Raw genomic sequence first — 24,457 nt, forward strand, 5'->3', positions numbered from 1 at the left:
CTGTCTTTAACGGCGATCACAAAAATAACCGTTCAGATATTCATCATTCAGCAACAAAGTTTTGGCGTTTTTTAACGGAGTTAAAAACCAGTAAGTTTGTGAAGGTCAGACCAATGCGCTGAAAATGTCCGCTTAGCATAAATTTTCATGCTGTAAGTGTTAACAAAAGGTTTTTTTTATGTTTGTTTGCTGTTTCTCACAGTCTGCGTAAATCCCCACTGGTTATATTGACGACACCCCAAACAGTTGGCAACTTGATAGCCTCAGGGGTAAGAGCGAGAGTTGTTTGAGTGAATTCCACGCGCTCAGACGTCCCCGCCGCGATGCGTTCCATCCGGCATTCTCTCCTCGTACACCTTCTGCCTTCGGGCGCCGATCGCACAGGCCACGCAATAAAAAATACAGGTCTGGCGGCAATGACACACATCACATCACACAATGGAGCACTAACGATGACACGTTCCTTGGGTAAATCGGGGGTTCTGAAATTCGGCATTGGGCTGATCGCGCTGACCGTGGCGGCCAGCGTACAGGCCAAGACGTTGGTTTACTGTTCTGAAGGTTCCCCGGAAGGGTTCAACCCGCAGCTGTTTACCTCCGGCACCACCTACGACGCCAGCTCGGTACCGATCTACAACCGCCTGGTCGAATTCAAAATCGGCACCACCGAACTGCAGCCGGGCCTGGCTGAGAAGTGGGACGTCAGCGAAGACGGCAAAACCTACACCTTCCACCTGCGCAAAGGCGTGAAGTGGCAGAGCAGCAAAGACTTCAAACCGACGCGCGATTTCAACGCCGACGACGTGGTGTTCTCCTTTGAACGCCAGTTGGATGCGAACAACGCCTATCACAAAGTGTCAGGCGGCAGCTACGAATACTTTGAAGGCATGGACATGCCTAAGCTGATCGCCAAGATTGAAAAAGTGGACGACAACACCGTGCGCTTCGTGCTGAACCGCCCGGAAGCGCCGTTCCTGGCTGACCTGGGCATGGACTTCGCGTCCATCCTGTCCGCCGAATACGCCGACGTGATGATGAAAGCCGGCACGCCGGAGAAGGTCGACCTGAACCCGATCGGCACCGGCCCGTTCCAGCTGCTGCAATACCAGAAAGACTCCAAGATCCTGTACAAGGCATTCGACGGTTTCTGGGGCACCAAGCCGAAGATCGATCGCCTGGTGTTCTCCATCACGCCTGACGCCTCCGTGCGCTACGCCAAACTGCAGAAAAACGAATGTCAGGTGATGCCGTACCCGAACCCGGCCGATATCGCCCGCATGAAGCAAGACAAGTCCATCAACCTGATGGAGCAGCCGGGCCTGAACGTGGGCTACCTGTCGTTCAACGTCGAGAAAAAACCGCTGGATAACCTGAAGGTGCGTCAGGCGTTGACCATGGCGGTCAACAAGCAGGCGATCATCGATGCGGTTTATCAGGGCGCGGGCCAGGCGGCCAAGAACCTGATCCCGCCGACCATGTGGGGCTATAACGACGCGGTGCAGGATTACGCTTACGATCCGGCCAAGGCGAAAGAGCTGCTGAAAGAAGCGGGCATGGCCGACGGTTTCAGCATCGACCTGTGGGCGATGCCGGTACAGCGTCCTTACAACCCGAACGCGCGCCGCATGGCGGAAATGATCCAGGCCGACTGGGCCAAGATCGGCGTGAAAGCCAAAATCGTGACCTATGAGTGGGGTGAATACCTCAAGCGCGCCAAAGCGGGTGAGCACCAGACGGTGATGATGGGCTGGACCGGCGACAACGGGGATCCGGACAACTTCTTCGCCACGCTGTTCAGCTGCGCGGCGGCGAAAGACGGCTCCAACTACTCCCGCTGGTGCTACAAGCCGTTTGAAGATCTGATTCAACCGGCGCGCGCCGAATCCAACCACGACAAGCGCATCGAACTGTACAAGCAGGCGCAGGTGGTGATGCACGATCAGGCTCCGGCGCTGATTGTCGCACACTCCACCGTGTACGAGCCTGTGCGTAAGGAAGTGAAAGGCTACGTCGTGGATCCGCTCGGTAAGCATCACTTCGAGAATGTCTCTGTAGACTGATTTCGACCGCTTTACCGGAGACGCACGAATGGACTTGCAGGGGCGCAACAGGTTTGCGCCCCTGCTGACCAGTCTCCGGCGTATGGCCGTCGAATCGTTCAAAGGCATGTGAGCGTTAATAAGCCTGGCGGACGATGAGCTGCCGGGCATTGATACAGAGAGTTCGGGATATGTTGCAGTTCATACTCCGACGTTTGGGGTTAGTTATCCCAACGTTTATCGGCATTACATTGCTGACTTTTGCATTCGTCCATATGATCCCCGGCGACCCGGTGACCATCATGGCCGGGGAACGCGGTATCTCCGCCGAGCGCCACGCGCAGCTGATGGCGGAAATGGGGCTGGACAAGCCGCTCTATCAACAATATTTCTCCTACGTGTCCAACGTGCTGCAAGGCGATCTGGGCACCTCCCTCAAAAGCCGCATCTCCGTCTGGAGCGAGTTCGTTCCGCGCTTTCAGGCCACGCTGGAACTGGGCATTTGCGCGATGATCTTCGCGGTGCTGGTAGGCATCCCGGTCGGGGTGCTGGCGGCGGTCAAACGCGGCTCGGTCTTCGACCATACCGCGGTGGGCATCTCGCTGACCGGCTATTCGATGCCGATTTTCTGGTGGGGCATGATGCTGATCATGCTGGTGTCGGTGCAGCTTAACCTGACGCCGGTGTCGGGGCGCATCAGCGACACGGTCTTCCTCGACGACAGCCAGCCGCTGACCGGCTTCATGCTGATAGACACCCTGATCTGGGGCGAGCCGGGCGACTTCGTCGACGCGGTGATGCACATGATCCTGCCGGCCATCGTGCTGGGCACCATCCCGCTGGCGGTGATCGTGCGCATGACCCGTTCCTCGATGCTGGAGGTGTTGGGCGAAGACTACATCCGCACCGCGCGCGCCAAGGGCGTGAGCCGCATGCGGGTGATCGTTGTTCACGCGCTGCGCAACGCGCTGCTGCCGGTGGTGACGGTGATCGGGCTGCAGGTCGGCACCATGCTGGCCGGCGCCATTCTGACCGAAACCATCTTCTCCTGGCCGGGGCTGGGCCGCTGGCTGATCGACGCGCTGCAGCGCCGCGACTACCCGGTGGTGCAGGGCGGGGTGTTGCTGGTCGCCTGTATGATCATTCTGGTTAACCTGCTGGTAGACGTGCTCTACGGCGTGGTCAACCCGCGTATTCGCCACAAGAAATAAGGGGCGCTCTCATGTCTCAAATCACTGAGTCTGCAGTTAAAGGTGCGCCGAAGCCGATGACCCCGTTTCAGGAGTTCTGGCACTATTTCAAGCGCAATAAAGGGGCCGTGGTCGGCCTGGTGTATATCGTTCTGATGCTGGTGATCGCGCTCGGCGCCGGCGTGCTGGCGCCGCATGCGCCGGCGGACCAGTTCCGCGACGCGCTGCTCAAGCCGCCGGTGTGGCAAGAGGGCGGCAGCTGGCAATATATCCTCGGCACCGACGACGTGGGCCGCGACGTGCTGTCGCGCCTGATGTACGGTGCGCGCCTGTCGCTGCTGGTCGGCTGCCTGGTGGTGGTGCTGTCGCTGATCATGGGCGTGATATTCGGCCTGCTGGCCGGTTACTTCGGCGGCGTGGTGGACGCGATTATCATGCGCGTCGTCGACATCATGCTGGCCCTGCCGAGCCTGCTGCTGGCGCTGGTGCTGGTGGCGGTATTCGGGCCGTCGATCGTCAACGCCTCGCTGGCGCTGACCTTCGTCGCCCTGCCGCACTATGTGCGTCTGACGCGCGCAGCGGTGCTGGTGGAGGTGAACCGCGACTACGTCACCGCTTCGCGGGTGGCGGGCGCCGGCGCGCTGCGCCAGATGTTCGTCAATATTCTGCCTAACTGCCTGGCGCCTTTGATCGTGCAGGCTTCTCTCGGTTTCTCGAACGCCATTCTGGACATGGCCGCTCTCGGCTTTCTGGGCATGGGCGCGCAGCCGCCGACGCCGGAGTGGGGCACCATGCTCTCCGACGTGCTGCAGTTCGCGCAAAGCGCCTGGTGGGTGGTGACCTTCCCCGGCCTGGCGATCCTGCTGACGGTGCTGGCATTCAACCTGATGGGGGACGGTTTGCGTGACGCTCTCGACCCCAAACTCAAGCAGTAACAGAGGACGAGAGAGATGGCGTTATTGAATGTAGACAAGCTTTCGGTGCACTTCGGTGACGAAGGCACCCCGTTCCGCGCGGTAGACCGCATCAGTTACAGCGTGGAGCAAGGTCAGGTGGTCGGCATCGTCGGTGAATCCGGCTCCGGCAAATCCGTCAGTTCGCTGGCGATCATGGGCCTGATCGATTTCCCCGGCAAGGTGATGGCCGACAAGCTGGAGTTCAACGGCCAGGATCTGCGCAAGATCTCCGAAAAAGAGCGCCGCCAGCTGGTGGGCTCCGAAGTGGCGATGATCTTCCAGGATCCGATGACCAGCCTGAACCCGTGCTATACCGTCGGTTATCAGATCATGGAGGCGCTGAAGGTGCACCAGGGCGGCAACCGCCGCACTCGCCGCCAGCGCGCTATCGACCTGCTGACCCAGGTGGGCATTCCCGATCCGGCCTCGCGGCTGGACGTGTACCCGCACCAGCTTTCCGGCGGCATGAGCCAGCGCGTGATGATCGCCATGGCCATCGCCTGTCGGCCGAAGCTGCTGATCGCCGATGAGCCGACGACCGCGCTCGACGTGACCATCCAGGCGCAGATCATCGAACTGCTGCTGGATCTGCAGCAGCGCGAAAACATGGCGCTACTGCTGATCACTCACGATCTGGCGCTGGTGGCGGAAGCCGCGCACCACATCATCGTGATGTACGCCGGCCAGGTGGTGGAATCCGGCAAGGCGGCGGAGATTTTCCGCGCCCCGCGCCACCCGTACACTCAGGCGCTGCTGCGCGCGCTGCCGGAGTTCGCCGCCGACAAGGCGCGGCTGGCTTCGCTGCCGGGCGTGGTGCCGGGCAAATACGATCGCCCGACCGGCTGCCTGCTCAACCCGCGTTGTCCCTACGCCAACGAGCGCTGCCGCAACGAGGAGCCGGAACTGCGCAGCATTCCCGGCCGTCAGGTTAAATGTCACACACCGCTGGATGATGCGGGGAGGCCGACCGTATGAGCCAGAATCAACCTTTACTGCAGGCAATTGACCTGAAGAAGCATTACCCGGTGAAAAAGGGCCTGTTCGCGCCGGAGCGGCTGGTCAAGGCGCTGGACGGCGTCTCCTTCACCCTGGAGCGCGGCAAAACGCTGGCGGTGGTCGGTGAGTCGGGCTGCGGCAAATCGACGCTCGGCCGCCTGCTGACGATGATCGAAGTGCCGACCGGCGGCGAGCTGTACTATCAGGGGCAAGATCTGCTGAAGCCGGACGCCTCTGCCGAGAAGCTGCGCCGCCAGAAGATCCAAATCGTGTTCCAGAATCCTTACGGATCGCTCAACCCGCGCAAGAAGGTCGGGCAGATCCTCGAGGAGCCGCTGTTGATCAATACCTCGTTCAGCGCCGCCGAACGGCGGGAAAAAGCGCTGGAGATGATGGCGAAGGTCGGCCTGAAGACCGAGCATTACGATCGCTACCCGCACATGTTTTCCGGCGGCCAGCGTCAGCGTATCGCCATCGCCCGCGGGCTGATGCTGAACCCGGACGTGGTGATCGCCGATGAGCCGGTGTCGGCGCTGGACGTGTCGGTGCGCGCTCAGGTGCTGAACCTGATGATGGATCTGCAGCAGGATCTGGGGCTGTCCTATGTGTTCATCTCGCACGATCTGTCGGTGGTGGAGCACATCGCCGACGAGGTGATGGTGATGTACCTCGGCCGCTGCGTGGAAAAGGGCAGCAAAGAGGCGATCTTCAATAATCCGCGCCATCCGTACACTCAGGCGCTGCTGTCGGCGACGCCGCGATTGAATCCGGATATGCGCCGCGAGCGCATCAAGCTGACCGGCGAGCTGCCCAGCCCGATGAATCCGCCGCCGGGCTGTGCGTTCAATGCCCGCTGCCGCCGCGCCTTCGGCACTTGCGTTCAGCTGCAGCCGCAGCTCAAACAGTACGGTGAGCAGATGGTGGCCTGCTTTGCGGTCGATCAGGACGAACATCCGGGGGCGTGAAGCGCCGGATTTTCCTGCTTAAACCAAACGCCGGCACAGCGCCGGCGTTTTTTATTATTCAATCAAAGGGTTGGTCAGTAGACGATCGTGACAACCCGTCTTTTAAATTATGTTCTTAACGTCATTCTGACAAAGCGTTATATTTTTAAGAATCTTCGCATGATAATAATAATCGAATAAGAGAATTCAACGGGTTGCTGTTAATAAGTTTATTTCAGCCGATAGCGTTCGCCATTTTTATTATAAAAACCCAATAAAAAAGCACGCCGACGGCGTGCTTTGGGTGAGTGAGGCCGCGCTTATTGCGGATAAGGCACCCAGTCGCCGCCGTTCAGGCGAATGTAGGGCTTGCCCTGATACAGCATCACGACGGCGTTGTCGTTTTCGGAGATGACCGGGGTCTGCGGCAGCCCCTGGGTCAGCGCCTGCCAGTCGACGCTGGGTTCGCTGAAGACCTTGCCGTCCACCAGACGCGACACCAGTTCAGACAGCGCCAGATAGCTGCTCGGCGTTTTGATCTGCAGCGGGCTGCCCTGATGCGGCGCCTTCATGCCCACCAGTTTGATGCCGACCGGCGTATGAGTGATATTCGGGCTGGGAATGTCGCGCAGGCCGGACATCTGCATCTTGTCGCCCACCAACGCCGCGCCGTGTTCCGGCACGATCACCACCACCACTTTGCGGCCGGATTTCTCCAACTGATCGAGGAAGGTGTTCAGCTGATCGAACAGCTTCTGTGCGCGCGGCGGGTAGTCGGCGCTTTTGTTGGAGCCGACGAAGCGGTTGCCGTCGTGCAGCGGGATGACGTTGAAGAAGGTGGCGGTGCGGCCGTCACCGCCTTTTTGCTGCTGATCCAGCCAACGGGTCAGCAATTCGAGATCGTTATAAATCGGCTCGCCGTCGAACGACGTCAGCTCGTTGCCGATGCCGGCCTGCGACATCAGCGGCGCCTGCATGTCGCCCTGTTCACGCAGCTCTTTCAGGAAGTTGCCGAACACCCCGGAGTGATCGAGCATCAGCTGTTCCTTGAAGCCGAGCTTCGCCAGGTTGTCGAACAGGTAACACTGCTGGTTCACCGGCTGATACAGATCGCGATGCGAAAGCTGGCCGCAGCTGGCGCGCAGCAAACGGATGGCCGCCGGGCCGCTGTAGGCGGTGGCCGAGTTGAAGTTGTCGAACATGATGTCCATCTTCGACCACAGCGGGTGATTTTGCAGGTTGACCGCGTCCATATCGGCCCAGGCCAGCGAACAGATGTTGATCACCAGCAGATCGAACGGCTGGGCATCGGCGGGCAAGCTGGCCGGGAACGCGGTGGTGCGGCCTTTTTCTCGCTCGTAGAACTGGTTCAGGTAGGCCGTCAGGTTGGCGCTGGTCGGCGGCAGGCTGTCTGCCGGCGCAGCATCCCCCGCCGCCGGCGCAGACGTGGCCGGCGTATTGGCGCCGCCGGCCGCGGCCGTGGAGGTCGCGGGCAGCAGGGAGACTGCCGGTCCGGCGATGTTGACGATATTGAGCCACACCAGCGCCGCCACGGTGAACACCGTGACGCGCACCCACTGCGCGACGAACAGGTAGGCGATAAACAGCACGAAGGCCGCGCCGATCATTTGCCAGTTGATAAAGCGACCGATCAGCTCCAGCAGATACTGGGCGCTGAAGCCGGCCAGCTGCGAACCCTGGCTGAGAATGCTGTTGATGCCTGGCAGCCAGGTGTCGTGGTAGAACAACGCGATGCCGATCGGAATGGCGAGGTAATGGCGCCAGCGATGCAGGCGCTGCGACGGGATCGGCATCAGCAGAAACGCCATGAACACCAGGTTCGGCAGCGCGTGGAAGTTCAGGTAGCCGAACCACAGCAGGGCGAATTTGGCCAGAAAGTACAGGTTCCAGCCGCCCAGTCCGCGCCAGTAGCGCCATAGAGCGTTATCGGATTGCGTCTTCGAGTTTGGATTCATGGCTGCTTCTTACGTTTAATCTGAGATGAGGAGCCTGTGCGCACCCACAAACCGGCGGATTTCAAATAGCGCGGCGATAACAACAGGTTTTGCCAGTATTGACGCAAATGCGGAAAACGCCGATGAAAGGCGTAGCCCAGCGGGATGAAGATCAGCGCGCACAGCAGGATCAGTTGCACGATGTCGTTAAGGTTCAGCATGCGGTTCCTCCTGCGGGCCAAGCGTCAGCGTGAAGGCGACCGGCTGCCGCCGTTCTGCGGGCGCCTCGGCCGCCGTCTCGCGGGGGCGCGGCGCGGCGCCGGCGGTGCCGGTGGCCGAAATCTGCCAGCGCCCCTGGGCCATGCGTTTGATTTCCGAAATGATATCGACGTCCTGATGCCACACCACCCGGTTGCTGAAGGCTTCATCCACCGGCAGGCGGAAGATGAACCTCAGCGCGGTATCCAGATCGTTGATGCGGCAGGTGGAGAGAAACAGCACCAGCCGCCCCTGTACCACGGTCATCACGTCGCCGAAGCGCCGCAGGTGGCACAGGGTCATCGCCTGTTCGGCGCGCAGGCCGGTGGCCGGCCGCAGCGCCACCATCACGCCTTTGCCGTCCTCGGGCAGCAGCGTGTTGCCCATCAGCGAAAGCACCGCTTGGCTGAACGGTTCCGGCCGCATATAGCCTTTAAGCTGCAGCGGGCGCAAACCGGCCAGCAGCGCATCGATGTCGGCGGGCACATGGCGCGAGAAGCGCTGCCCCTGGATGCCCTCGAGCATGGTCAGAAAACGCGACAGCGGCGCGACGTGCGGCACGATCAGGTTGGCGCCGCAGGCCAGCAGCAGCCGCTCGTCGCTGTAGCGCAGGCTGGCGCTCATCTCGCGCACCGCGATTTTCAGGCCGTTGCCGCGGCTGCGGCGCAGGGTGTGGATCTGGTGCGCCAGGTGATCGATTTGGTCGCTTTGGTACAGCGCGAAAATCAACGTCGCCGAGAGTCTCAGCATGCCGTGCTGCGCCAGTTCGTCGTTGCTCTCCAGCAGCTGCCAGTTGGCGGACAGCGGTGGCGCGCCTTCCAGGATGCTGCGCTCGGCCAGATACAGGCCTTCATCGCTGCGCAAGGCGGTGGGGGAGGGTTGGCTGTTTTCCTCCTCACCCTGCCAGCCGCCTTCCGCGGCGTACAGCGTCAGCAGCTGATTGGCGTTGATGCCGTTTTCGGTGCTCCACCAGTTCACCAGATATTGCGCGCTGTCCTGTTGCCATTGCAGGCTGGACAGGCCGTTCAGGATGCGATGCTGCGCGCTGAGCTGCCCTTTGAGCTTATTGATGCCGCCGCCGTGGCTGAGAATCAACAGCGTGCAGCCCTGCCGCCGCAGCCAGGCGGCGAGGGCGCGCGTCCACTCGCGCAGCTCTTCGGTGGTGAAGGTTTGCCACAGGCTGGCGTGGGCCAGCAGGATAAGTAAGCGATTTTGCGGCCGCAGGGCGCGCATCAGATCGTCGCTCAGCTGCGTCAGCGCGGCTTTTTTCTCCGGTAATTGATACAGCGGTAGCTTCTGCAACGCGGGCGAAGCCAGCTCGGCCAGCAGGCGATCGGGTTTGTCGCCGCTGCAGATCAGGGCGGCTTTGTGGGTGGCCGGCTGGGCGGCAATGACCTGGCGACACAGCAGCGCGGCGTCGCTTTGCCTGTCGATATTGATCCAATAAAGCCCAGGGGCCTGCATCACCGACAGCTCTTCCCAAATCTGCCGAATGCCTAGAGAAAAAGAGTGCGCCATAGGATGTGTTCTACTTTCGTTGAAAGCCGACTAAAGGCGTTTATATTTAAAGATAGCCATTTTTACTCTGGCAATAACAAATCTCCGACGCTCTGCAACAATATTTGTTGAGAATCATCTTATTGCCTCTCTCTTTTTGTATCGTTGCTATAGTTAATTAACATAGCCTATTTTCGCCAAGGCGGAAGAATGAATAACGCACCCACCCATTTTCGTGCAGCGGCGCCTGGGGAGAGCCAGGATGACCTGCAGGCGCTCAGCCAGGCTTTTTCATTGCCGAAATTAAGCTATGTCGATATTTCCCGGCAGGAGCGGTTAACGCAAATGATGACGCGCTGGCCACTGTTGGCCGAATTGGCGCAGACCACGGGGAGCCATTGATCTATGCCGGTGATCGCGCTGCAAGGGTTGCGGGGTGGAATGGGGACGACGTCGGTCACGGCGGCGCTCGCCTGGGCGTTGCAGCAGCTGGGTGAGTCGGTGTTGGCGATCGATTTCACGCCGGATAATCTGCTGCGCCTGCATTTCAACACGCCGTTCGAGCTGGCGCGCGGCTGGGCTCGCGCGGAGCGGGATGGCGGCGGCTGGCAGGAAGGCGCGCTGCGTTATTGTGAAAACCTCGACTTTCTGCCCTTTGGCCGCCTGAATGCGGCGGAACGGCTGGAAGTGCAGCGTCAGTGTCGGGAGCAGCCGGAACGCTGGCGCGACAACCTGCGCCAACTGATCGCCGGCGATCCGCAGCGCTGGATCCTGCTGGATGTCCCGGTTGGGGACGGCGTGCTGGCGCAGCAGGCGCTGCAGCTTGCCGACTGCGTGTTCATGCTGTTGAACCCCGACGCTAACTGCCAGGTGCGGCTCCATCAGCAGACACTGCCGAACGACTGCCGTTTCCTGGTCAATCACTACTCCTCCGCCAGCCAGCTGCAGCAGGATCTGCATCAGCTGTGGCTGCAAACGCTGAGTGGCCTGTTGCCGGTGGTGATCCACCGCGACGAAGCGTTGGCGGAAGCGCTGGCGGTCAAACAGCCGTTGGGCGAGTACCGCCCCGAGAGCCTGGCGGCGGATGAAGTGCTGACGCTGGCCAACTGGTGCCTGATCAATCTCAAACGGGGCGTTGCGCCATGAGCCGGGTGCTGAGCCTGCTGCTGGTGCCGCCGGTGCGTCAGGCGGTGCAGACGCGCTACCGCGGCTATCGCCGCAATGGCGCATCGGCGCTGACCGCCTTTTTCGCCACGCTGCTGGTGGCGTTGGGCTGGCTGCTGCTGCGCTTCGAGTCGCCGGCCTGGCAGCGCGTGCGTACCGGCCGCGCTTACTGGTTCCCGCATCTATCCGCCGAACGCCCGCGCCCGGCGGATGCGCTGCGTTATCTGCTGCAAGGGCTGTGGCTGCTGCTGTTTCGCAGCGGCCGCGCGCCGGTGCAGCGCGACTATTTCGCCGGTTGGCGCCGCCTGCAGCAGCGCTATGCCGACTGGCTGCAGGGCCTGCCGCAGCGGCTGAAGAACGCCGGCGTGGAACAGCGCTCGGTGGAGCGCCTCGGCCGCATGAACCGCGGCATGCGGCGCGCGCTGTTTATTCTGGTCAGCGTGCTGGCGGCGATCCTCGCCATGCTGTGCATCTCGCAACCGTTCGATCTGCCGGCGCAGTTCGTGTTCGTCCTGCTGCTGTGGGGGATCGCGATGGTGGTGCGCCGGGTGCCGGGGCGTTTGCCCGCGCTGATGCTGATCGTGCTGTCGCTGACCGTCTCCTGTCGCTACCTGTGGTGGCGCTATACCGCCACGCTGAACTGGGACGACCCGCTAAGCCTGGTGTGCGGCCTGTTGCTGCTGGTGGCGGAAACCTACGCCTGGGTGGTGCTGGTGCTGGGCTATTTCCAGACCATCTGGCCGCTTAACCGCCAGCCGGTGCCGCTGCCCGCCGATAGCGCCAGCTGGCCGACCATCGATCTGATGGTGCCGACCTACAACGAAGATCTCGGGGTGGTGAAGCCCACCCTCTACGCGGCGCTGGGCATCGACTGGCCGAAAGAGAAGGTGAATATCTATATCCTCGATGACGGCAACCGCCCCGAATTCCGGGCGTTCGCCGCCGAAGTGGGGGTGAAATACATCGCCAGGCCGACCCACGAACACGCCAAGGCCGGCAACATCAACAACGCGCTGAAGCAGGCTACCGGCGAGTTCGTGGCGATTTTCGACTGCGATCACGTGCCGACGCGCTCCTTCCTGCAGCTGACCATGGGCTGGTTCTTCAAAGACAAAAAGCTGGCGATGCTGCAAACCCCGCACCACTTCTTCTCGCCGGATCCGTTCGAGCGCAACCTCGGCCGCTTCCGCCAGACGCCCAACGAAGGCACCTTGTTCTACGGGCTGGTGCAGGACGGCAACGACATGTGGGATGCGACCTTCTTCTGCGGCTCTTGCGCCATCTTGCGCCGCAGCGCGCTGGACGAAATCGGCGGCATCGCGGTGGAAACCGTCACCGAAGACGCCCACACCTCGCTGCGCTTGCACCGGCGCGGGCACACCTCAGCCTATATCCGCATTCCGCAGGCCGCCGGGCTGGCGACCGAGAGCCTGTCGGCGCACATCGGCCAGCGCATTCGCTGGGCGCGCGGCATGGTGCAGATCTTCCGGCTGGATAACCCGCTGCTGGGCAAGGGGCTGAAACTGGCGCAGCGCCTGTGCTACGCCAACGCCATGCTGCACTTCCTGTCGGGCATTCCGCGGCTGATCTTCCTCACCGCGCCGCTGGCGTTTTTGCTGCTGCATGCTTACATCATCTTCGCGCCGGCGCTGGCGATCGCGCTTTACGTGCTGCCGCACATGATCCACGCCAGCCTGACCAACTCGCGTATCCAGGGGAAATACCGCCATTCGTTCTGGAGCGAAATCTATGAAACGGTGCTGGCCTGGTATATCGCGCGGCCGACGACGGTGGCGCTGTTCAATCCGCACAAGGGCAAATTCAACGTCACCGCCAAGGGCGGGCTGGTGGAGGAGGAGCACGTCGACTGGGTGATCACCCGGCCTTACATGTTCCTGGTGATCCTGAACCTGGCCGGGCTGGCGTTCGGCGTCTGGCGGTTGGCCTATGGCCCGACGGACGAGGTGATGACGGTGATCATCAGCCTGGTGTGGGTGCTGTACAACATGACGATTCTCGGCGGTGCGGTGGCGGTGGCGGTGGAGGCCAAGCAGGTGCGTCAGGCGCACCGCGTGGAAATCGCCATGCCGGCGGCGATCGCGCGCGCCGACGGCCATCTGTATCCCTGCACGCTGCGCGATTACTCCGACGGCGGCGTGGGCATTGAGATGCGGGTGGAAAACGCGTTGAAAGACGGCGACAGGCTCTCGCTGCTGCTCAAGCGCGGCCAGCAGGAGTACAGCTTCCCCTGCGTGGTGACGCGCGCCTTCGGCAACAAGGTGGGGGTGCGCCTGGTCGACCTCTCCACCCGCGAACACATCGATTTCATTCAGTGCACCTTCGCCCGCGCCGATACCTGGGCGCTGTGGCAGGACGGGTTCCCCGAAGACCGGCCGATCGAAAGCCTGCGCGACGTGCTGGCGCTGGGCTTCCGGGGGTATGTGCGCATGGCGGACTACGCGCCGCCGCTGGTGCGCGGTCTGCTGGTCGGGGTCACCTCGCTGACCGCCTGGGTCGTGTCGTTTATTCCGCGCGGCGTCGGCAGGGATCCGACCTTGGGTCAACAAGAAACAGTGGGTTAGCTGCGAGTTCAACCGCCCGCTCACTCGCCCGGTGAACAGGCTCCAACATTGATGATGATACGATGACGAGAAAAATAACCTGGTTAACTGCTCTGGCCTTAGGCATCAGCACCCTGTCGCAGGCCGAAACCGCCACCGCGCCGACCGTGGCGGCCCAGCCGCCGATTGCCGCGGCGGCCGATACGGCGATCGCGCCACCGCCGGCCGCCGCGCCGCAGGATCCGAATGCGCCGGTGCGCGACGTGTCGCTGCCGTTTGCGCAGATAGCGCCGCCGCCGGGCACCTTTGTTCTGCGCGGCACCCGGCCGGACGGGCAGATCGAATTCGGCGTGCGCAGCGACGAGGTGATCTCGCAGGCGATGCTCGATATGGAGTTTACGCCGTCGCCGGCGCTGATCCCGGTGGAGTCGCACGTCAAGGTCTACCTGAACGACGAGCTGATGGGCGTGACCACGATCGCCAAGGAGCAGCTGGGCAAGCCCAATCGCATCCAGATGGCGATCGATCCGCGTTATATCACCGATTTTAACCGCGTTCGGCTGGTGTTCGTCGGCCATTATCAAAATATCTGCGAAAACCCGGCCAGCACCTCGCTGTGGCTCGACGTCAGCAAGTCCAGCGCGCTGAAGCTGCGTTTCCAGACGCTGCCGGTGAAAAACGAGCTGTCGCACTTCCCTGAGCCGTTCTTCGACAGTCGCGATAATCGGCCGCTGACGCTGCCGATGGTGTTCGCCGGCCAGCCGGATCTCGCCCAGCAGCGTGCGGCGGGCATTCTGGCGTCCTGGTTCGGCAGCAAGGCGCAGTGGCGCGGGCAATCCTTCCCGACGCTGTACAACGCGCTGCCGACGCAGCACGCGGTGGTGTTCGCCACCAACTCGCAGCGCCCGGATTTCCTGCGCGATTATCCGGCGGTCAACGGCCCGACGGTGGAGATGATCAGCCACCCGGACAATCCGTACGTCAAACTGCTGTTGATTCAGGGGCGTGACGACAACGATTTGATCACCGCGGTGAAGGGCATCGCGCAGGGCAACATCCTGTTCCGCGGCCAGAACGTAACGGTGGACAAGGTGGAACAGCTGGCGCCGCGCCAGCCGTACGACGCGCCGAACTGGGTGCGTACCGATCGGCCGATGACCTTCGCCGAGCTGCAGCAGTACGCCGAGCAGCTGCAAACCAGCGGTATCGAGCCCGGGCCTATTTCGCTGACCATGAACCTGCCGCCGGACCTGTTCCTGATCCGCAGCACCGGCATCGACATGCACCTGAAATACCGTTACACCGCGCCGCGCATTCAGGACGGTTCGCGGCTGAGCGTCAGCCTGAACAACCAGTTCGTGCAGGCTTACTCGCTGGTGCCGGAGCACGAGCAGGGCGCGCAGCTGCTGCGCCTGCCGTTGACGCAGGGGCTGCTCGATTCCGACAAGAACGTCAATATCCCGGCGCTGCGGCTGGGGGCCACCAACCAGCTGCGCTTTGACTTCGACTACACCACGCTGCTGGCCAGCGGCGCGGAAGGGCGCTGTGAAACCTACTCCTTCACGCAAAACCACGCGGTGATCGACGGCGCGTCCACCATCGATTTCTCCGGCTACCGCCACTTTATGGCGATGCCGGATCTGCGCGCCTTCGCCAACGCCGGCTTCCCGTTCAGCCGCCTGGCGGATCTGTCGCAAACGCTGGTGTTGGTGAATCAGAAACCGCAGCCGGCGCAGGTCAGCGCGCTGCTGAACGCGCTGGGCGTGATCGGTGCGCAAACCGGCTACCCGGCGCTGGCCTTCACGCTGAGCGACGACTGGTCGCAGGCCAAGGATCGCGACGACGATATCCTGATGATCGGCACCATTCCGCCGGCGCTGCGCGACGACAAGAAAATCAGCCTGCTGGTGGACGCGACCCAAAGCTGGGTGAAACAGCCGACGCGGCAGCCGCCGCTGCCCAGCGCGGAAGCGCTGGCGGAGGACACCCGGCCGGACAGCAAGACCGCAGTCAGCTCCGAGGGCGCGATGTCGGCGATCATTGGCGTGCAGTCGCCGTTCAACGACCAGCGCAGCATCGTGGCGCTGTTGGCGGACAGCCCGCGCGGCTATGAGCTGCTGAACAATGCCCTGCTGGACAGCGGCAAGCGCGCCGCGGTGTTCGGCTCGGTGGCGGTGATCCGCGAATCGGGGGTCAACAGCCTGCGCGTCGGCGATATTTACTATGTCGGCCACCTGCCGTGGTGGGAGCGGCTGTGGTATGCCCTCTCCATCCATCCGGTGCTGCTGGCGGTGATCGCGGTGGTGCTGGTGGTGATCCTGGGGCTGATGCTGTGGCGTGGCCTGAAGGCCTTCAGCCGGCGTCGTCTGGCGCCTGAAGATCGGGATTGACGGCGGTGAACGCCATGCTGCAACGCCTGTCGCTCGGCATGCTGCTGCTGTGCGCCTTCAGCGCCGCGGCGGCCTGCGAGTGGCCGGGCTGGCAACAGTACAAGCAGTTCTACATCAGCCCGCAGGGGCGGGTGATCGATCCGAGCAGCCCGAACAAAATCACCACCTCCGAGGGGCAGAGCTACGGCCTGTTCTTCGCCCTGGTGGCCAACGACCGGCCGACCTTCGATCTGCTGTTGGCCTGGACGGAGAACAACCTGGCGGCGGGCGATCTCAGCGCCCGTTTGCCCGCCTGGCTGTGGGGCGAGAGCGACGACAAACAGTGGAAGGTGCTGGACGCCAACTCGGCGTCGGACGCCGATCTGTGGATCGCCTACAACCTGCTCGAAGCCGGCCGCCTGTGGAAAAGCCGGCGCTATCAAACCCTGGGGACGCTGCTGTTGCAACGCATCGGCCGCGAGGAGGTGGCCGACATTCCTGGCCTGGGCCTGATGCTGCTGCCGGGCAAAGTCGGGTTCGTGACGGACGATCGCTGGCGGCTGAATCCCAGCTACCTGCCGCCGCAGCTGTTGGCGCGTTTTGCGGCGCTGAACGGCCCGTGGCGCGCGATGCGCCAGGTCAATCAACGGCTGTGGTTGGACACCGCGCCGCACGGTTTCTCGCCGGACTGGGTGGTGTGGCGGGTCGGCGCCGGCTGGCAGCCGGATCCCGTCAAGCCGAACGTCGGCAGCTACGACGCCATTCGGGTTTATCTGTGGGCCGGCATGCTGGCGGACGACGATGAATACAAGGCGGCGCTGCTCGAACGTTTTCAGCCGATGGCGCAGCTCACCGCCAAACAGGGCGTGCCGCCGGAGAAAACCGATACCGCCAGCGGCAAAACCACCGGCGGCGGCCCGGTCGGCTTTTCCGCCTCGATGTTGCCGATGTTGGCGACGCAGGCCGAGGCGCTGGCGGCACAGCGGCAACGCATCAGCGAACATCCGCCGGGGGACGACGCCTATTTCAGCGCCTCGCTGACGCTGTTCGGCCAGGGGTGGGATCAACAGCGTTATCGCTTTAATCGTCAGGGTGAATTGCAACCCTCGTGGGACGGCCAATGCACAACTTCAAAATAAACTGGCTGAATTTGATTCCGCTGAGCCTGGCGATGCTGCCGCAGGCGCGCGCTGCGGAAGCCGTGGCCCCGGAGCAGTGGCTGCTGGAACAGGTGCGCATTGGCGAGGCCGGCAACAAGGACGATCTGGTGCGCCAGTCGCTGTACCGGCTCGAGCTGATGGATCCGAACAATCCGGACGTGACCGCCGCGCGCATGCGTTTGGCGCTGCGGCAGGGCAATATGGCGCTGGCGCAGCAGCAGTTGGACAAGCTGAAAACCCTCGCGCCGCAGTCCAGCGCCTATCGCCAGGCGCAAATGAACATGCTGCTGACCCAGCCGGAAACCCGGCAGAAGCTGCAGCAGGCGCGCCTGATGGCGACCGCCGGCCGGTTGCCGGAGGCCAAGGCGCAGTACGATGCGCTGTTCCACGGCGAGCCGCCGACGCTCGAGCTGGCGGTGGAGTACTGGCGGCTGGTGGCGCGTTTGCCGGGGCAGGAGGCGAAGGCGTTGAAGCAGCTGCAGGCGCTGGATCAGCAATATTCCGGCAACGTGGCGCTGCGCATGTCGCTGGCGCGCATGCTGTTCAGTCAGAACCAGGACGCGCAGGCCTATGAGCTGCTGCAGAAGATCGCCGCCGATCCGGCCGGGCGCGGTGATGCCGCCGATCTGTGGCTGGACAAGGTCAAAGCGATGCCGGTCAGCGCGCAAAGCGTGGCGGCGCTCAACCGTTTCCTCGGCGTGTTCGATACCGGCGATCAGGCGACCAGCGCCCGCGAAGAGCTGGCCAGACAGCAGAAACTGTTGGCCGATCCGGCGTATCAGGCACGGGTACGCGGCCTGGCGCAGGTGGATAAAGGCGGCAGCCGGGCGGCCATTCCGGAGCTGCAAAAGGCGCTGGCGGCGACGCCGAACGACGCCGAGGTGCTGGGTGCGCTCGGCCAGGCCTATTCGCGCGCCGGCAACCGCCCGCAGGCGCTGAAGCTGTTCCGCCAGGCGCTTGCCGCCGACACGAACGGCTACGACAGCGGCAAGTGGCAAAGCCTGATCAAGAGCACCAGTTACTGGCTGGCGATCGACGAAGGCGACAAGGCGCTGCAGGCCGGCAATCTCGCGTTGGCCAGGCAGAAATACCTGCAGGCGCGCCAGCTCGACGACCGAGACGGCGATGCGTTTATCGGCCTGGGCGATGTGGCGGTGGCGAGCAAGGATGACGCCGCGGCGGAAGGGTTTTATCAGCAGGCGCTGCGGCGCGATCCCGGTAACGGCAGCGCGCTGCGCGGCCTGGTGAATCTCTATCAACGTCAGTCGCCGGAAAAAGCGCTGGCCTACCTCAACGGCCTGCCGCGCAGCCAACAGGCCAAGCTGCGCAGCACCCTCGACGGGCTGCGGCTCGATATGTTGAAGCAACAGGCGGAGACGCTGGCGGCGCAGCAGCAGTGGCAGCAGGCGGCGGAAATCTATCGCCGCGCCCAGCCGATGGATCCCGACGACGTTTGGCTGACCTATCGTTATGCGCAGGCGCTGCGTCAGGCCGGGCAGCCGCAACAGGCGGACGCCTTATTCCGGCAGCTGGCGCAGCGTCAGCGCGCCAATCCGCAGTTGGCCTATGCCTATGCGCTCTACCTTTCCGGCAGCGATCGCGACGACCAGGCGCTGGCGCAGCTCAATACGCTGCCTGCGGCGCAGTGGAACGACAACATGCGCGAACTGGCGCAGCGGCTAAAAATGCAGGCGGTGATTGCACATGCCGAGGGGCTGCGGGCGGCCGGCGACGAACCGGCGGCGGAAGCCTATCTGCGCCGGCAGCCGGCGGACACCCGCATCGATTTGCTGCTGGCCGACTGGGCGCTGGCGCGCGGGGAGTATGCGGCGGCGCTGGGCGACTATCAGCGGGTGAAACGGCGCGAACCGAACAACCCGGATGCGCAGCTGGGCGAGATCGAAGCCTATGTGGCGCAGGGGGATCTGGACGCGGCGCGCCAGCGGCTGAAAACCGAACCGCAGCCGCAAGACGCTTCGCTCAACAGCCAACGGCGGGTCGCCAACGCCTGGGGCGCGGTCGGCTATCCGCAGCAGGCCGAAGCTATCTTCGGCCGGCTGAAAACGGCGGCGGCCGCGGAGCCCGTGGGGCAGACCAAGGCGCTGATCTACCGCGACGCTGCCCGTCTGGAACGGGCGCAGCGGCAGCCGGAGCGGGCGCAGCAGGATTACCGCCAGGCGATGGTGGCCGGCGGCATCACGCCGACGCTGCCGCAGGATAATGACGGCTACACCTATTTGACGCGCAATAATCCGAGCGACGACTGGCTGAAACGCGGCATCCGTTCCGAGGCCGCGGATCTGTACCGGCAGCAAGACGTGAACGTCACGCTCGACCACGATTACTGGCGCTCGAGCGGCACCGGCGGTATTTCCGACTTCAATGCGCATGACACCATGCTGCAGGTGGACATGCCGCTGTATGACGGGCGCGCCTTTTTGCGCACCGACACCGTGCAGCTGGACGCCGGCCGCTTCTCGACCGACGGCAGCGGCAAATACTACGAGACCTTCGGCACCTGCAATACGCAAGGGTGCCGCGGCGATGAACATCAGAAATCCACCGGCACCAGCGTGGCGGCCGGCTGGAAAAACGACCGCTGGGCCGCCGATATCGGCACGACGCCGATGGGCTTCGAGGTGGTCGACTGGACCGGCGGCCTGGCCTACAGCGGCGACTGGAACCACATCGGCTGGACGCTGGCGGCCTCGCGGCGGCCGATCTCCAGCTCGCTGCTGGCGTTCGGCGGCGCCAAGGATCCGAACACCGGCACCACCTGGGGCGGCGTGCGCGCTACCGGCGTCAGCCTGAGCGCCAGCTACGATCGCGGCGAGGCGAACGGCGTATGGGCCGATCTCAGCGCGCACCAGATTACCGGCAAGAACGTGGCGGATAACCAGCGGCAGCGGTTGATGGCCGGCTACTACTACAAGCTGATCAACGAAGACAATCGCCGTCTGAGCGTCGGGCTCAATACCATGCTGTGGCACTACCAGAAGGATTTGAGCGGCTATTCGCTGGGGCAGGGCGGCTATTACAGCCCGCAGCAATATCTGTCGCTGTCGCTGCCGGTCAACTATCGCCAGCGCACCGAGAACTGGTCGTGGGAGCTGGGCGGTTCGGTTTCGCTGTCCCATTCGAAAACCGACAGCCAGCGCCGCTATCCGCTGCAGGGGCTGATCCCGGATTCGCTGCCCGATAAGTTCGCCGTTGAGGACGGCAGCTCCTCGAGCGGCGTCGGTTATACGCTGCGGGCGATCGTCGAACGCCGTCTCAGTTCGCACTGGACGCTCGGCGCCGGTATCGACATTCAACAGGCGAAGGACTATACGCCGAGCCACGCGTTGATTTATCTGCGCTATTCCCTGGCCGGCTGGCAGGGGGATCTCGATTTGCCGCCGCAGCCGCTGACGCCTTACGCCGACTTCAAGTAGCCGGGAGGGGAAAGATTCGGAGTGTCGGACACCGGGGAGTTTTGTTACCCTGTGTCCGGGTCGCGTTTGTTCGCTTTAGGAAAAGACTGAAACCCGCGATTTTCTTGGTTTTGCCTGCGGCATAGCCAGATAAAAACAGCCGATGATCGAGTATAATCAGCCCGGTTCGAGGGGGCGGGTGAGAGTCAGCCCCCTTTTTTGTTTCAGCCCGATTTCACGGAGAGCAGGTTTGCGGGTCAGGCGTTCGTTAACGATTAAGCAGATGGCGACGGTGTCCGGCGTGGCGCTGGTCACGATCTGCATCTTTATCGTGATCCAGTTATTCCACTTTGTGCAGCAGCGCAGGGATGACTACGCCCAGCAACTGGAGAATATCGCTCAATCCGTGCGCCAGCCGCTGGCGGAAGCGGTGCTGCGCATGGACGTGCCGGAAGCCAAAAAGGTGCTGAACACGCTGTTGCCGGTCGGCATTCTCAGCCGGGCGGATATCGTCTTGCCGAACGAGTTTCAGGCACTGCACGCCAATTTCCCGCCGGAGCGGCCGGTGCCGACGCTGATCGCCCGGCTGTTTGAGCTGCCGATCCAAATTTCCGTGCCGCTCTATTCGCTGGAGCGGGTGCCGGCCAACCAGCAGCCGCTGGCCTATCTGGTGCTGCAGGCCGATTCGTTCCGCATGTACCAGTTTATCCGCAGCATTTTGTCGACCATGCTGTCGACCTACCTGCTGTTGGCGCTGATCCTGTCGGTGGCCATCACCTGGTGCATGAACCGGTTGATGGTGCATCCGCTGCGCGCGATGGCCAAAGAGCTGGAAAACATCTCGCAGGACGAAGCGCCCTACCACCAACTGATGCTGCCGACGCTGCACCAGGACGACGAGCTCGGCCTGCTGGTGCGCAACTACAACCGCAATCAACAGACGCTGGCCAAGGCGCATGCCGACATGAGCCGCCTGAGCACCCGCCATCCGGTGACCGAACTGCCGAATCCGGCATTGCTGAACGCGTTGCTGGAACAGCATATCGCCTCCAGCCTGCGCCCCGAGCGTTTTAACCTACTGGTGATCGGCATCGAGACGCTGCATGAAGCCTCGGGCGTGATGAGCCCGGCGATGCGTGAAGCGCTGCTGTTGGCGCTGGCGAAGAAGCTGCGCGGCTGCATCGACGAAAACGGCGTGCTGGCGCAGCTGAGCAATACCGAATTCGCCATCCTGGCCAAGGGGACCGAGCGGCCGTTCCACGCCATGCAGCTGGCGCGACGCATCATGGCGGAGATCAACGCGCCCTTGACCCTGGAAGGTCTGGCGCTGCGGCCCAACGCCAGCATCGGCATCGCGCACTACCTCAATCAGGGGGAAAGTGCGGAACAGCTGCTGCGCAGCGCCACCTCGGCGATGATGTCCGCCCACCGTGAAGGAAAAAATCAGATCCTGTTTTTCGAGCCCAGCCTGACGGAACGCACGCAGAAGCGGCTGACGCAGGAGAGCGAGATTTTGCACGGCATCGAGCAGCGGCATTTTACGCTGTTCCTGCAGCCGCAGATCGACATGCAGTCCAACGAGGTGATCGGCGCCGAAGCGCTGCTGCGTTGGCAGCAGTATGACGGCAGCTATACCCTGCCGGCCGACGTTATCCCGCTCGCGGAAGAGCTGGGCGTGATCGTGCCTCTCGGCAACTGGGTGCTGGAAGAGTCCTGCCGCATCCTGGCGGACTGGCAGCAACGCGGCATTGCGCTGCCGCTGGCGGTCAACGTTTCCGGTATACAGATGCAGCATGAGGCGTTCGTCCCGCATCTGAAAAACCTGCTGGCGCAGTATCGGATAGACCCGCGCAAGCTGCTGCTGGAGATCACCGAGACGGTGCGCATCGACGATCTCGACCGCGCGCTGGCGCTGCTGCGCGAGCTGCACGATCTGGGATTGTCGATCGCGCTGGACGACTTCGGCATGGGCTACTCCAGTCTGGAATACCTGAACCGCTTGAAATCCCTGCCGATCGATTTGATTAAAATCGACCGCAGCTTCATTCAGGGGCTGCCGGCCGACGATGCGATGGTGCGCATCGTCAGTGCGATCTCCGAAGTGCTGGCGTTGCCGGTGATGGCCGAAGGCGTGGAAAACGCCGAGCAGCGCGACTGCCTGCTGCAGCACGGCATTCGCAGCGGGCAAGGATTCCTGTTCGCCCGGCCGCTGCCGCGCGCAGCGTTCGAAGCCGAGTTTTGCCGCGCGGCGCCGTAAGCGCCGCGTTTACCTTTCCGGTACTTTTCCCCGTCCGAAAATCGCTATTTCTCTTCTACCTCTTTTGCGTTAGTGCAAACAAAGCATTACGCAATTTTCAGCTTTGCACCCCGACTGACGCGTTTCAGCTCTTAAATTCACATCAACTCCCAGGGGCGGGTGCAACAAATTATTTCCATGTTGTTAAGTGGGTGTTATTTTCCGCGCAAGCAATGAACAGGCTGGATTTTTAGACTGCTGCCTGGTGCGTGTCTTCCCCCCATAGGATGTTCATATGAAAACAACGATCTTTAAGAGCCTCTATTTTCAGGTGCTGACGGCGATCACGCTGGGTATCCTGCTTGGCCATTTCTACCCTGACCTCGGCGCCGAGATGAAACCTCTGGGCGATGGCTTCGTCAAACTGATCAAGATGATTATCGCCCCGGTGATCTTCTGCACCGTGGTGACCGGCATCGCCGGCATGGAAAGCATGAAAGCGGTGGGCCGCACCGGCGCCATCGCGCTGTTGTATTTTGAAATCGTCAGCACCATCGCGCTGATTATCGGCCTGGTGATCGTCAACCTGGTGCAACCGGGCGCCGGCATGAACGTCGATCCCGGCACGCTGGACGCCAAGGCGGTGGCAGTCTACGCCGAACAGGCGCAGCAGCAGGGCATCATTCCGTTCCTGCTGGACATCATCCCCGGCAGCGTGATCGGCGCGTTCGCCAGCGGCAACATTCTGCAGGTGCTGCTGTTCGCGGTGCTGTTCGGCTTCGCCCTGCATCGCTTGGGTGAAAAGGGGCAGCTGATCTTCAACGTGATCGACAGCTTCTCGCGGGTGATTTTCGGCATCATCAACATGATCATGCGCCTGGCGCCGCTGGGGGCCTTCGGCGCCATGGCGTTTACCATCGGTAAATACGGCGTTGGCACCCTGGTGCAACTCGGCCAGCTGATCGTGTGCTTCTATATCACCTGTATCCTGTTCGTGGTGGTGGTGCTGGGCAGCATCGCCCGCGCCAACGGCTTCAGCATCTTCAAATTCGTCAACTACATCAAAGAAGAGCTGCTGATCGTGCTGGGGACCTCGTCGTCCGAGTCCGCGCTGCCGCGCATGCTGGATAAAATGGAGAGGCTGGGCTGCAAGAAATCGGTGGTGGGCCTGGTGATCCCGACCGGGTACTCCTTCAATCTGGACGGCACCTCTATTTACCTGACCATGGCCGCGGTGTTTATCGCGCAGGCGACCAACACCCACATGGACATCATGCATCAGATTACCCTGCTGGTGGTGTTGCTGCTCTCCTCCAAAGGGGCGGCGGGCGTGACCGGCAGCGGCTTTATCGTGTTGGCCGCCACCATCTCCGCCGTCGGCCACCTGCCGTTGGCCGGCCTGGCGCTGATCCTCGGCATCGACCGCTTCATGTCGGAAGCCCGCGCGCTGACCAACCTGGTGGGCAACGGGGTGGCGACCGTGGTCGTGGCGAGGTGGTGCGGCCAACTGGATGAGAAACAGCTGAAAGCCACGCTGAACAACAAAAACGCCGGCGCGGACAAAACGCTGCCTTCCGCCTGATATTGACGGCGAATCACCGGCCGCAGCCGCGGCCGGTGAGGTTTTCCCCCTGCCTCGTAACGATTTCTTGCATTAAAAACCCCGCTATCTATTATTTTTCACTCTAATGAGTGACATCCGCAAAGGCGCGCGGTCTA

Annotated in this window: 16 protein-coding genes; 13 read left to right on the top strand and 3 right to left on the bottom strand. The window is 62.6% G+C overall.

Annotated features, from left to right (window positions below):
* The first annotated feature begins 452 nt into the window (after positions 1–452).
* The 5 genes from dppA (at position 453) to dppF (ending at position 6,146) form a co-directional block, all read left to right on the top strand.
* The gene (gene dppA / locus REA38_RS17520) at positions 453–2,060 is read left to right on the top strand and encodes a dipeptide ABC transporter periplasmic-binding protein DppA (RefSeq protein ID WP_019452584.1); all 1,608 of its coding nucleotides are present in this window, start codon (positions 453–455) and stop codon (positions 2,058–2,060) included.
* A 170-nt stretch (positions 2,061–2,230) separates the two neighbouring features.
* Positions 2,231–3,250: a dipeptide ABC transporter permease DppB gene (gene dppB / locus REA38_RS17525; RefSeq protein WP_033636611.1), complete on the top strand. Its 1,020-nt coding sequence runs from the start codon at positions 2,231–2,233 to the stop codon at positions 3,248–3,250.
* 11 nt (positions 3,251–3,261) lie between these two features.
* Positions 3,262–4,164 carry a dipeptide ABC transporter permease DppC gene (gene dppC / locus REA38_RS17530; protein ID WP_033636612.1) on the top strand — a complete coding sequence of 301 codons (903 nt, stop codon included), beginning with the start codon at positions 3,262–3,264 and terminating at the stop codon, positions 4,162–4,164.
* A 15-nt stretch (positions 4,165–4,179) separates the two neighbouring features.
* Positions 4,180–5,160: a dipeptide ABC transporter ATP-binding protein gene (gene dppD / locus REA38_RS17535; protein ID WP_004934132.1), complete on the top strand. Its 981-nt coding sequence runs from the start codon at positions 4,180–4,182 to the stop codon at positions 5,158–5,160.
* The gene (gene dppF, locus REA38_RS17540) at positions 5,157–6,146 is read left to right on the top strand and encodes a dipeptide ABC transporter ATP-binding subunit DppF (RefSeq protein WP_308886332.1); all 990 of its coding nucleotides are present in this window, start codon (positions 5,157–5,159) and stop codon (positions 6,144–6,146) included. Before dppD ends, dppF begins: the two co-directional genes overlap by 4 nt.
* A gap of 299 nt (positions 6,147–6,445) precedes the next feature.
* Here dppF and bcsG read toward each other — a convergent pair whose 3' ends face one another.
* The 3 genes from bcsG to bcsE are packed head-to-tail and all read right to left on the bottom strand — an operon-like array spanning position 6,446 to position 9,856.
* Positions 6,446–8,101, bottom strand: coding sequence for a cellulose biosynthesis protein BcsG (gene bcsG, locus REA38_RS17545; protein ID WP_041037239.1), 1,656 nt, complete (start codon positions 8,099–8,101; stop codon positions 6,446–6,448).
* Positions 8,098–8,301, bottom strand: coding sequence for a cellulose biosynthesis protein BcsF (gene bcsF / locus REA38_RS17550; protein WP_004934139.1), 204 nt, complete (start codon positions 8,299–8,301; stop codon positions 8,098–8,100). The genes bcsG and bcsF overlap by 4 nt, the downstream gene beginning before the upstream one ends.
* Entirely contained in the window at positions 8,288–9,856 is a 1,569-nt protein-coding gene (gene bcsE, locus REA38_RS17555; RefSeq protein ID WP_308886334.1) for a cellulose biosynthesis protein BcsE, read from the bottom strand. Before bcsE ends, bcsF begins: the two co-directional genes overlap by 14 nt.
* A 189-nt stretch (positions 9,857–10,045) precedes the next feature.
* Between bcsE and bcsR the strand changes: the two genes are divergently transcribed.
* The 8 genes from bcsR (at position 10,046) to REA38_RS17595 (ending at position 24,320) form a co-directional block, all read left to right on the top strand.
* Positions 10,046–10,237, top strand: coding sequence for a cellulose biosynthesis protein BcsR (gene bcsR / locus REA38_RS17560; RefSeq protein ID WP_033649881.1), 192 nt, complete (start codon positions 10,046–10,048; stop codon positions 10,235–10,237).
* 3 nt (positions 10,238–10,240) lie between these two features.
* Positions 10,241–10,981 (top strand): cellulose biosynthesis protein BcsQ, encoded by a 741-nt coding sequence (gene bcsQ, locus REA38_RS17565; protein WP_033653997.1) that lies wholly within the window; start codon positions 10,241–10,243, stop codon positions 10,979–10,981.
* Positions 10,978–13,581, top strand: a complete 2,604-nt coding sequence (gene bcsA, locus REA38_RS17570; protein ID WP_308886335.1) for a UDP-forming cellulose synthase catalytic subunit — start codon at positions 10,978–10,980, stop codon at positions 13,579–13,581. The genes bcsQ and bcsA overlap by 4 nt, the downstream gene beginning before the upstream one ends.
* Before the next feature lie 62 nt (positions 13,582–13,643).
* On the top strand, positions 13,644–15,950 hold the full coding sequence (gene bcsB / locus REA38_RS17575) for a cellulose biosynthesis cyclic di-GMP-binding regulatory protein BcsB (RefSeq protein ID WP_308886336.1): 2,307 nt from the start codon (positions 13,644–13,646) through the stop codon (positions 15,948–15,950).
* Positions 15,951–15,955: 5 nt separating this feature from the next.
* The gene (gene bcsZ, locus REA38_RS17580; RefSeq protein ID WP_308886337.1) at positions 15,956–17,068 is read left to right on the top strand and encodes a cellulose synthase complex periplasmic endoglucanase BcsZ; all 1,113 of its coding nucleotides are present in this window, start codon (positions 15,956–15,958) and stop codon (positions 17,066–17,068) included.
* A complete protein-coding gene (gene bcsC, locus REA38_RS17585) occupies positions 17,050–20,523 on the top strand; it encodes a cellulose synthase complex outer membrane protein BcsC (protein ID WP_308886338.1) in 3,474 nt (1,157 codons plus the stop codon). The genes bcsZ and bcsC overlap by 19 nt, the downstream gene beginning before the upstream one ends.
* A gap of 229 nt (positions 20,524–20,752) precedes the next feature.
* On the top strand, positions 20,753–22,759 hold the full coding sequence (hmsP, locus tag REA38_RS17590) for a biofilm formation regulator HmsP (protein WP_033636621.1): 2,007 nt from the start codon (positions 20,753–20,755) through the stop codon (positions 22,757–22,759).
* Between the two features lie 274 nt (positions 22,760–23,033).
* Entirely contained in the window at positions 23,034–24,320 is a 1,287-nt protein-coding gene (locus tag REA38_RS17595) for a dicarboxylate/amino acid:cation symporter (protein ID WP_060428425.1), read from the top strand.
* Positions 24,321–24,457: the final 137 nt, after the last annotated feature.

It is taken from the genome of Serratia sp. MF1(2023) (genome assembly GCF_030954545.1).
GTDB lineage: Bacteria > Pseudomonadota > Gammaproteobacteria > Enterobacterales > Enterobacteriaceae > Serratia > Serratia sarumanii.

Coding starts and splice junctions, on each gene's coding strand:
- dppA (WP_019452584.1), top strand. CDS start 453: ATGACACGTTCCTTGGGTAAATCGGGGGTTCTGAAATTCGGCATTGGG.
- dppB (WP_033636611.1), top strand. CDS start 2,231: ATGTTGCAGTTCATACTCCGACGTTTGGGGTTAGTTATCCCAACGTTT.
- dppC (WP_033636612.1), top strand. CDS start 3,262: ATGTCTCAAATCACTGAGTCTGCAGTTAAAGGTGCGCCGAAGCCGATG.
- dppD (WP_004934132.1), top strand. CDS start 4,180: ATGGCGTTATTGAATGTAGACAAGCTTTCGGTGCACTTCGGTGACGAA.
- dppF (WP_308886332.1), top strand. CDS start 5,157: ATGAGCCAGAATCAACCTTTACTGCAGGCAATTGACCTGAAGAAGCAT.
- bcsG (WP_041037239.1), bottom strand. CDS start 8,101: ATGAATCCAAACTCGAAGACGCAATCCGATAACGCTCTATGGCGCTAC.
- bcsF (WP_004934139.1), bottom strand. CDS start 8,301: ATGCTGAACCTTAACGACATCGTGCAACTGATCCTGCTGTGCGCGCTG.
- bcsE (WP_308886334.1), bottom strand. CDS start 9,856: ATGGCGCACTCTTTTTCTCTAGGCATTCGGCAGATTTGGGAAGAGCTG.
- bcsR (WP_033649881.1), top strand. CDS start 10,046: ATGAATAACGCACCCACCCATTTTCGTGCAGCGGCGCCTGGGGAGAGC.
- bcsQ (WP_033653997.1), top strand. CDS start 10,241: ATGCCGGTGATCGCGCTGCAAGGGTTGCGGGGTGGAATGGGGACGACG.
- bcsA (WP_308886335.1), top strand. CDS start 10,978: ATGAGCCGGGTGCTGAGCCTGCTGCTGGTGCCGCCGGTGCGTCAGGCG.
- bcsB (WP_308886336.1), top strand. CDS start 13,644: ATGACGAGAAAAATAACCTGGTTAACTGCTCTGGCCTTAGGCATCAGC.
- bcsC (WP_308886338.1), top strand. CDS start 17,050: ATGCACAACTTCAAAATAAACTGGCTGAATTTGATTCCGCTGAGCCTG.
- REA38_RS17595 (WP_060428425.1), top strand. CDS start 23,034: ATGAAAACAACGATCTTTAAGAGCCTCTATTTTCAGGTGCTGACGGCG.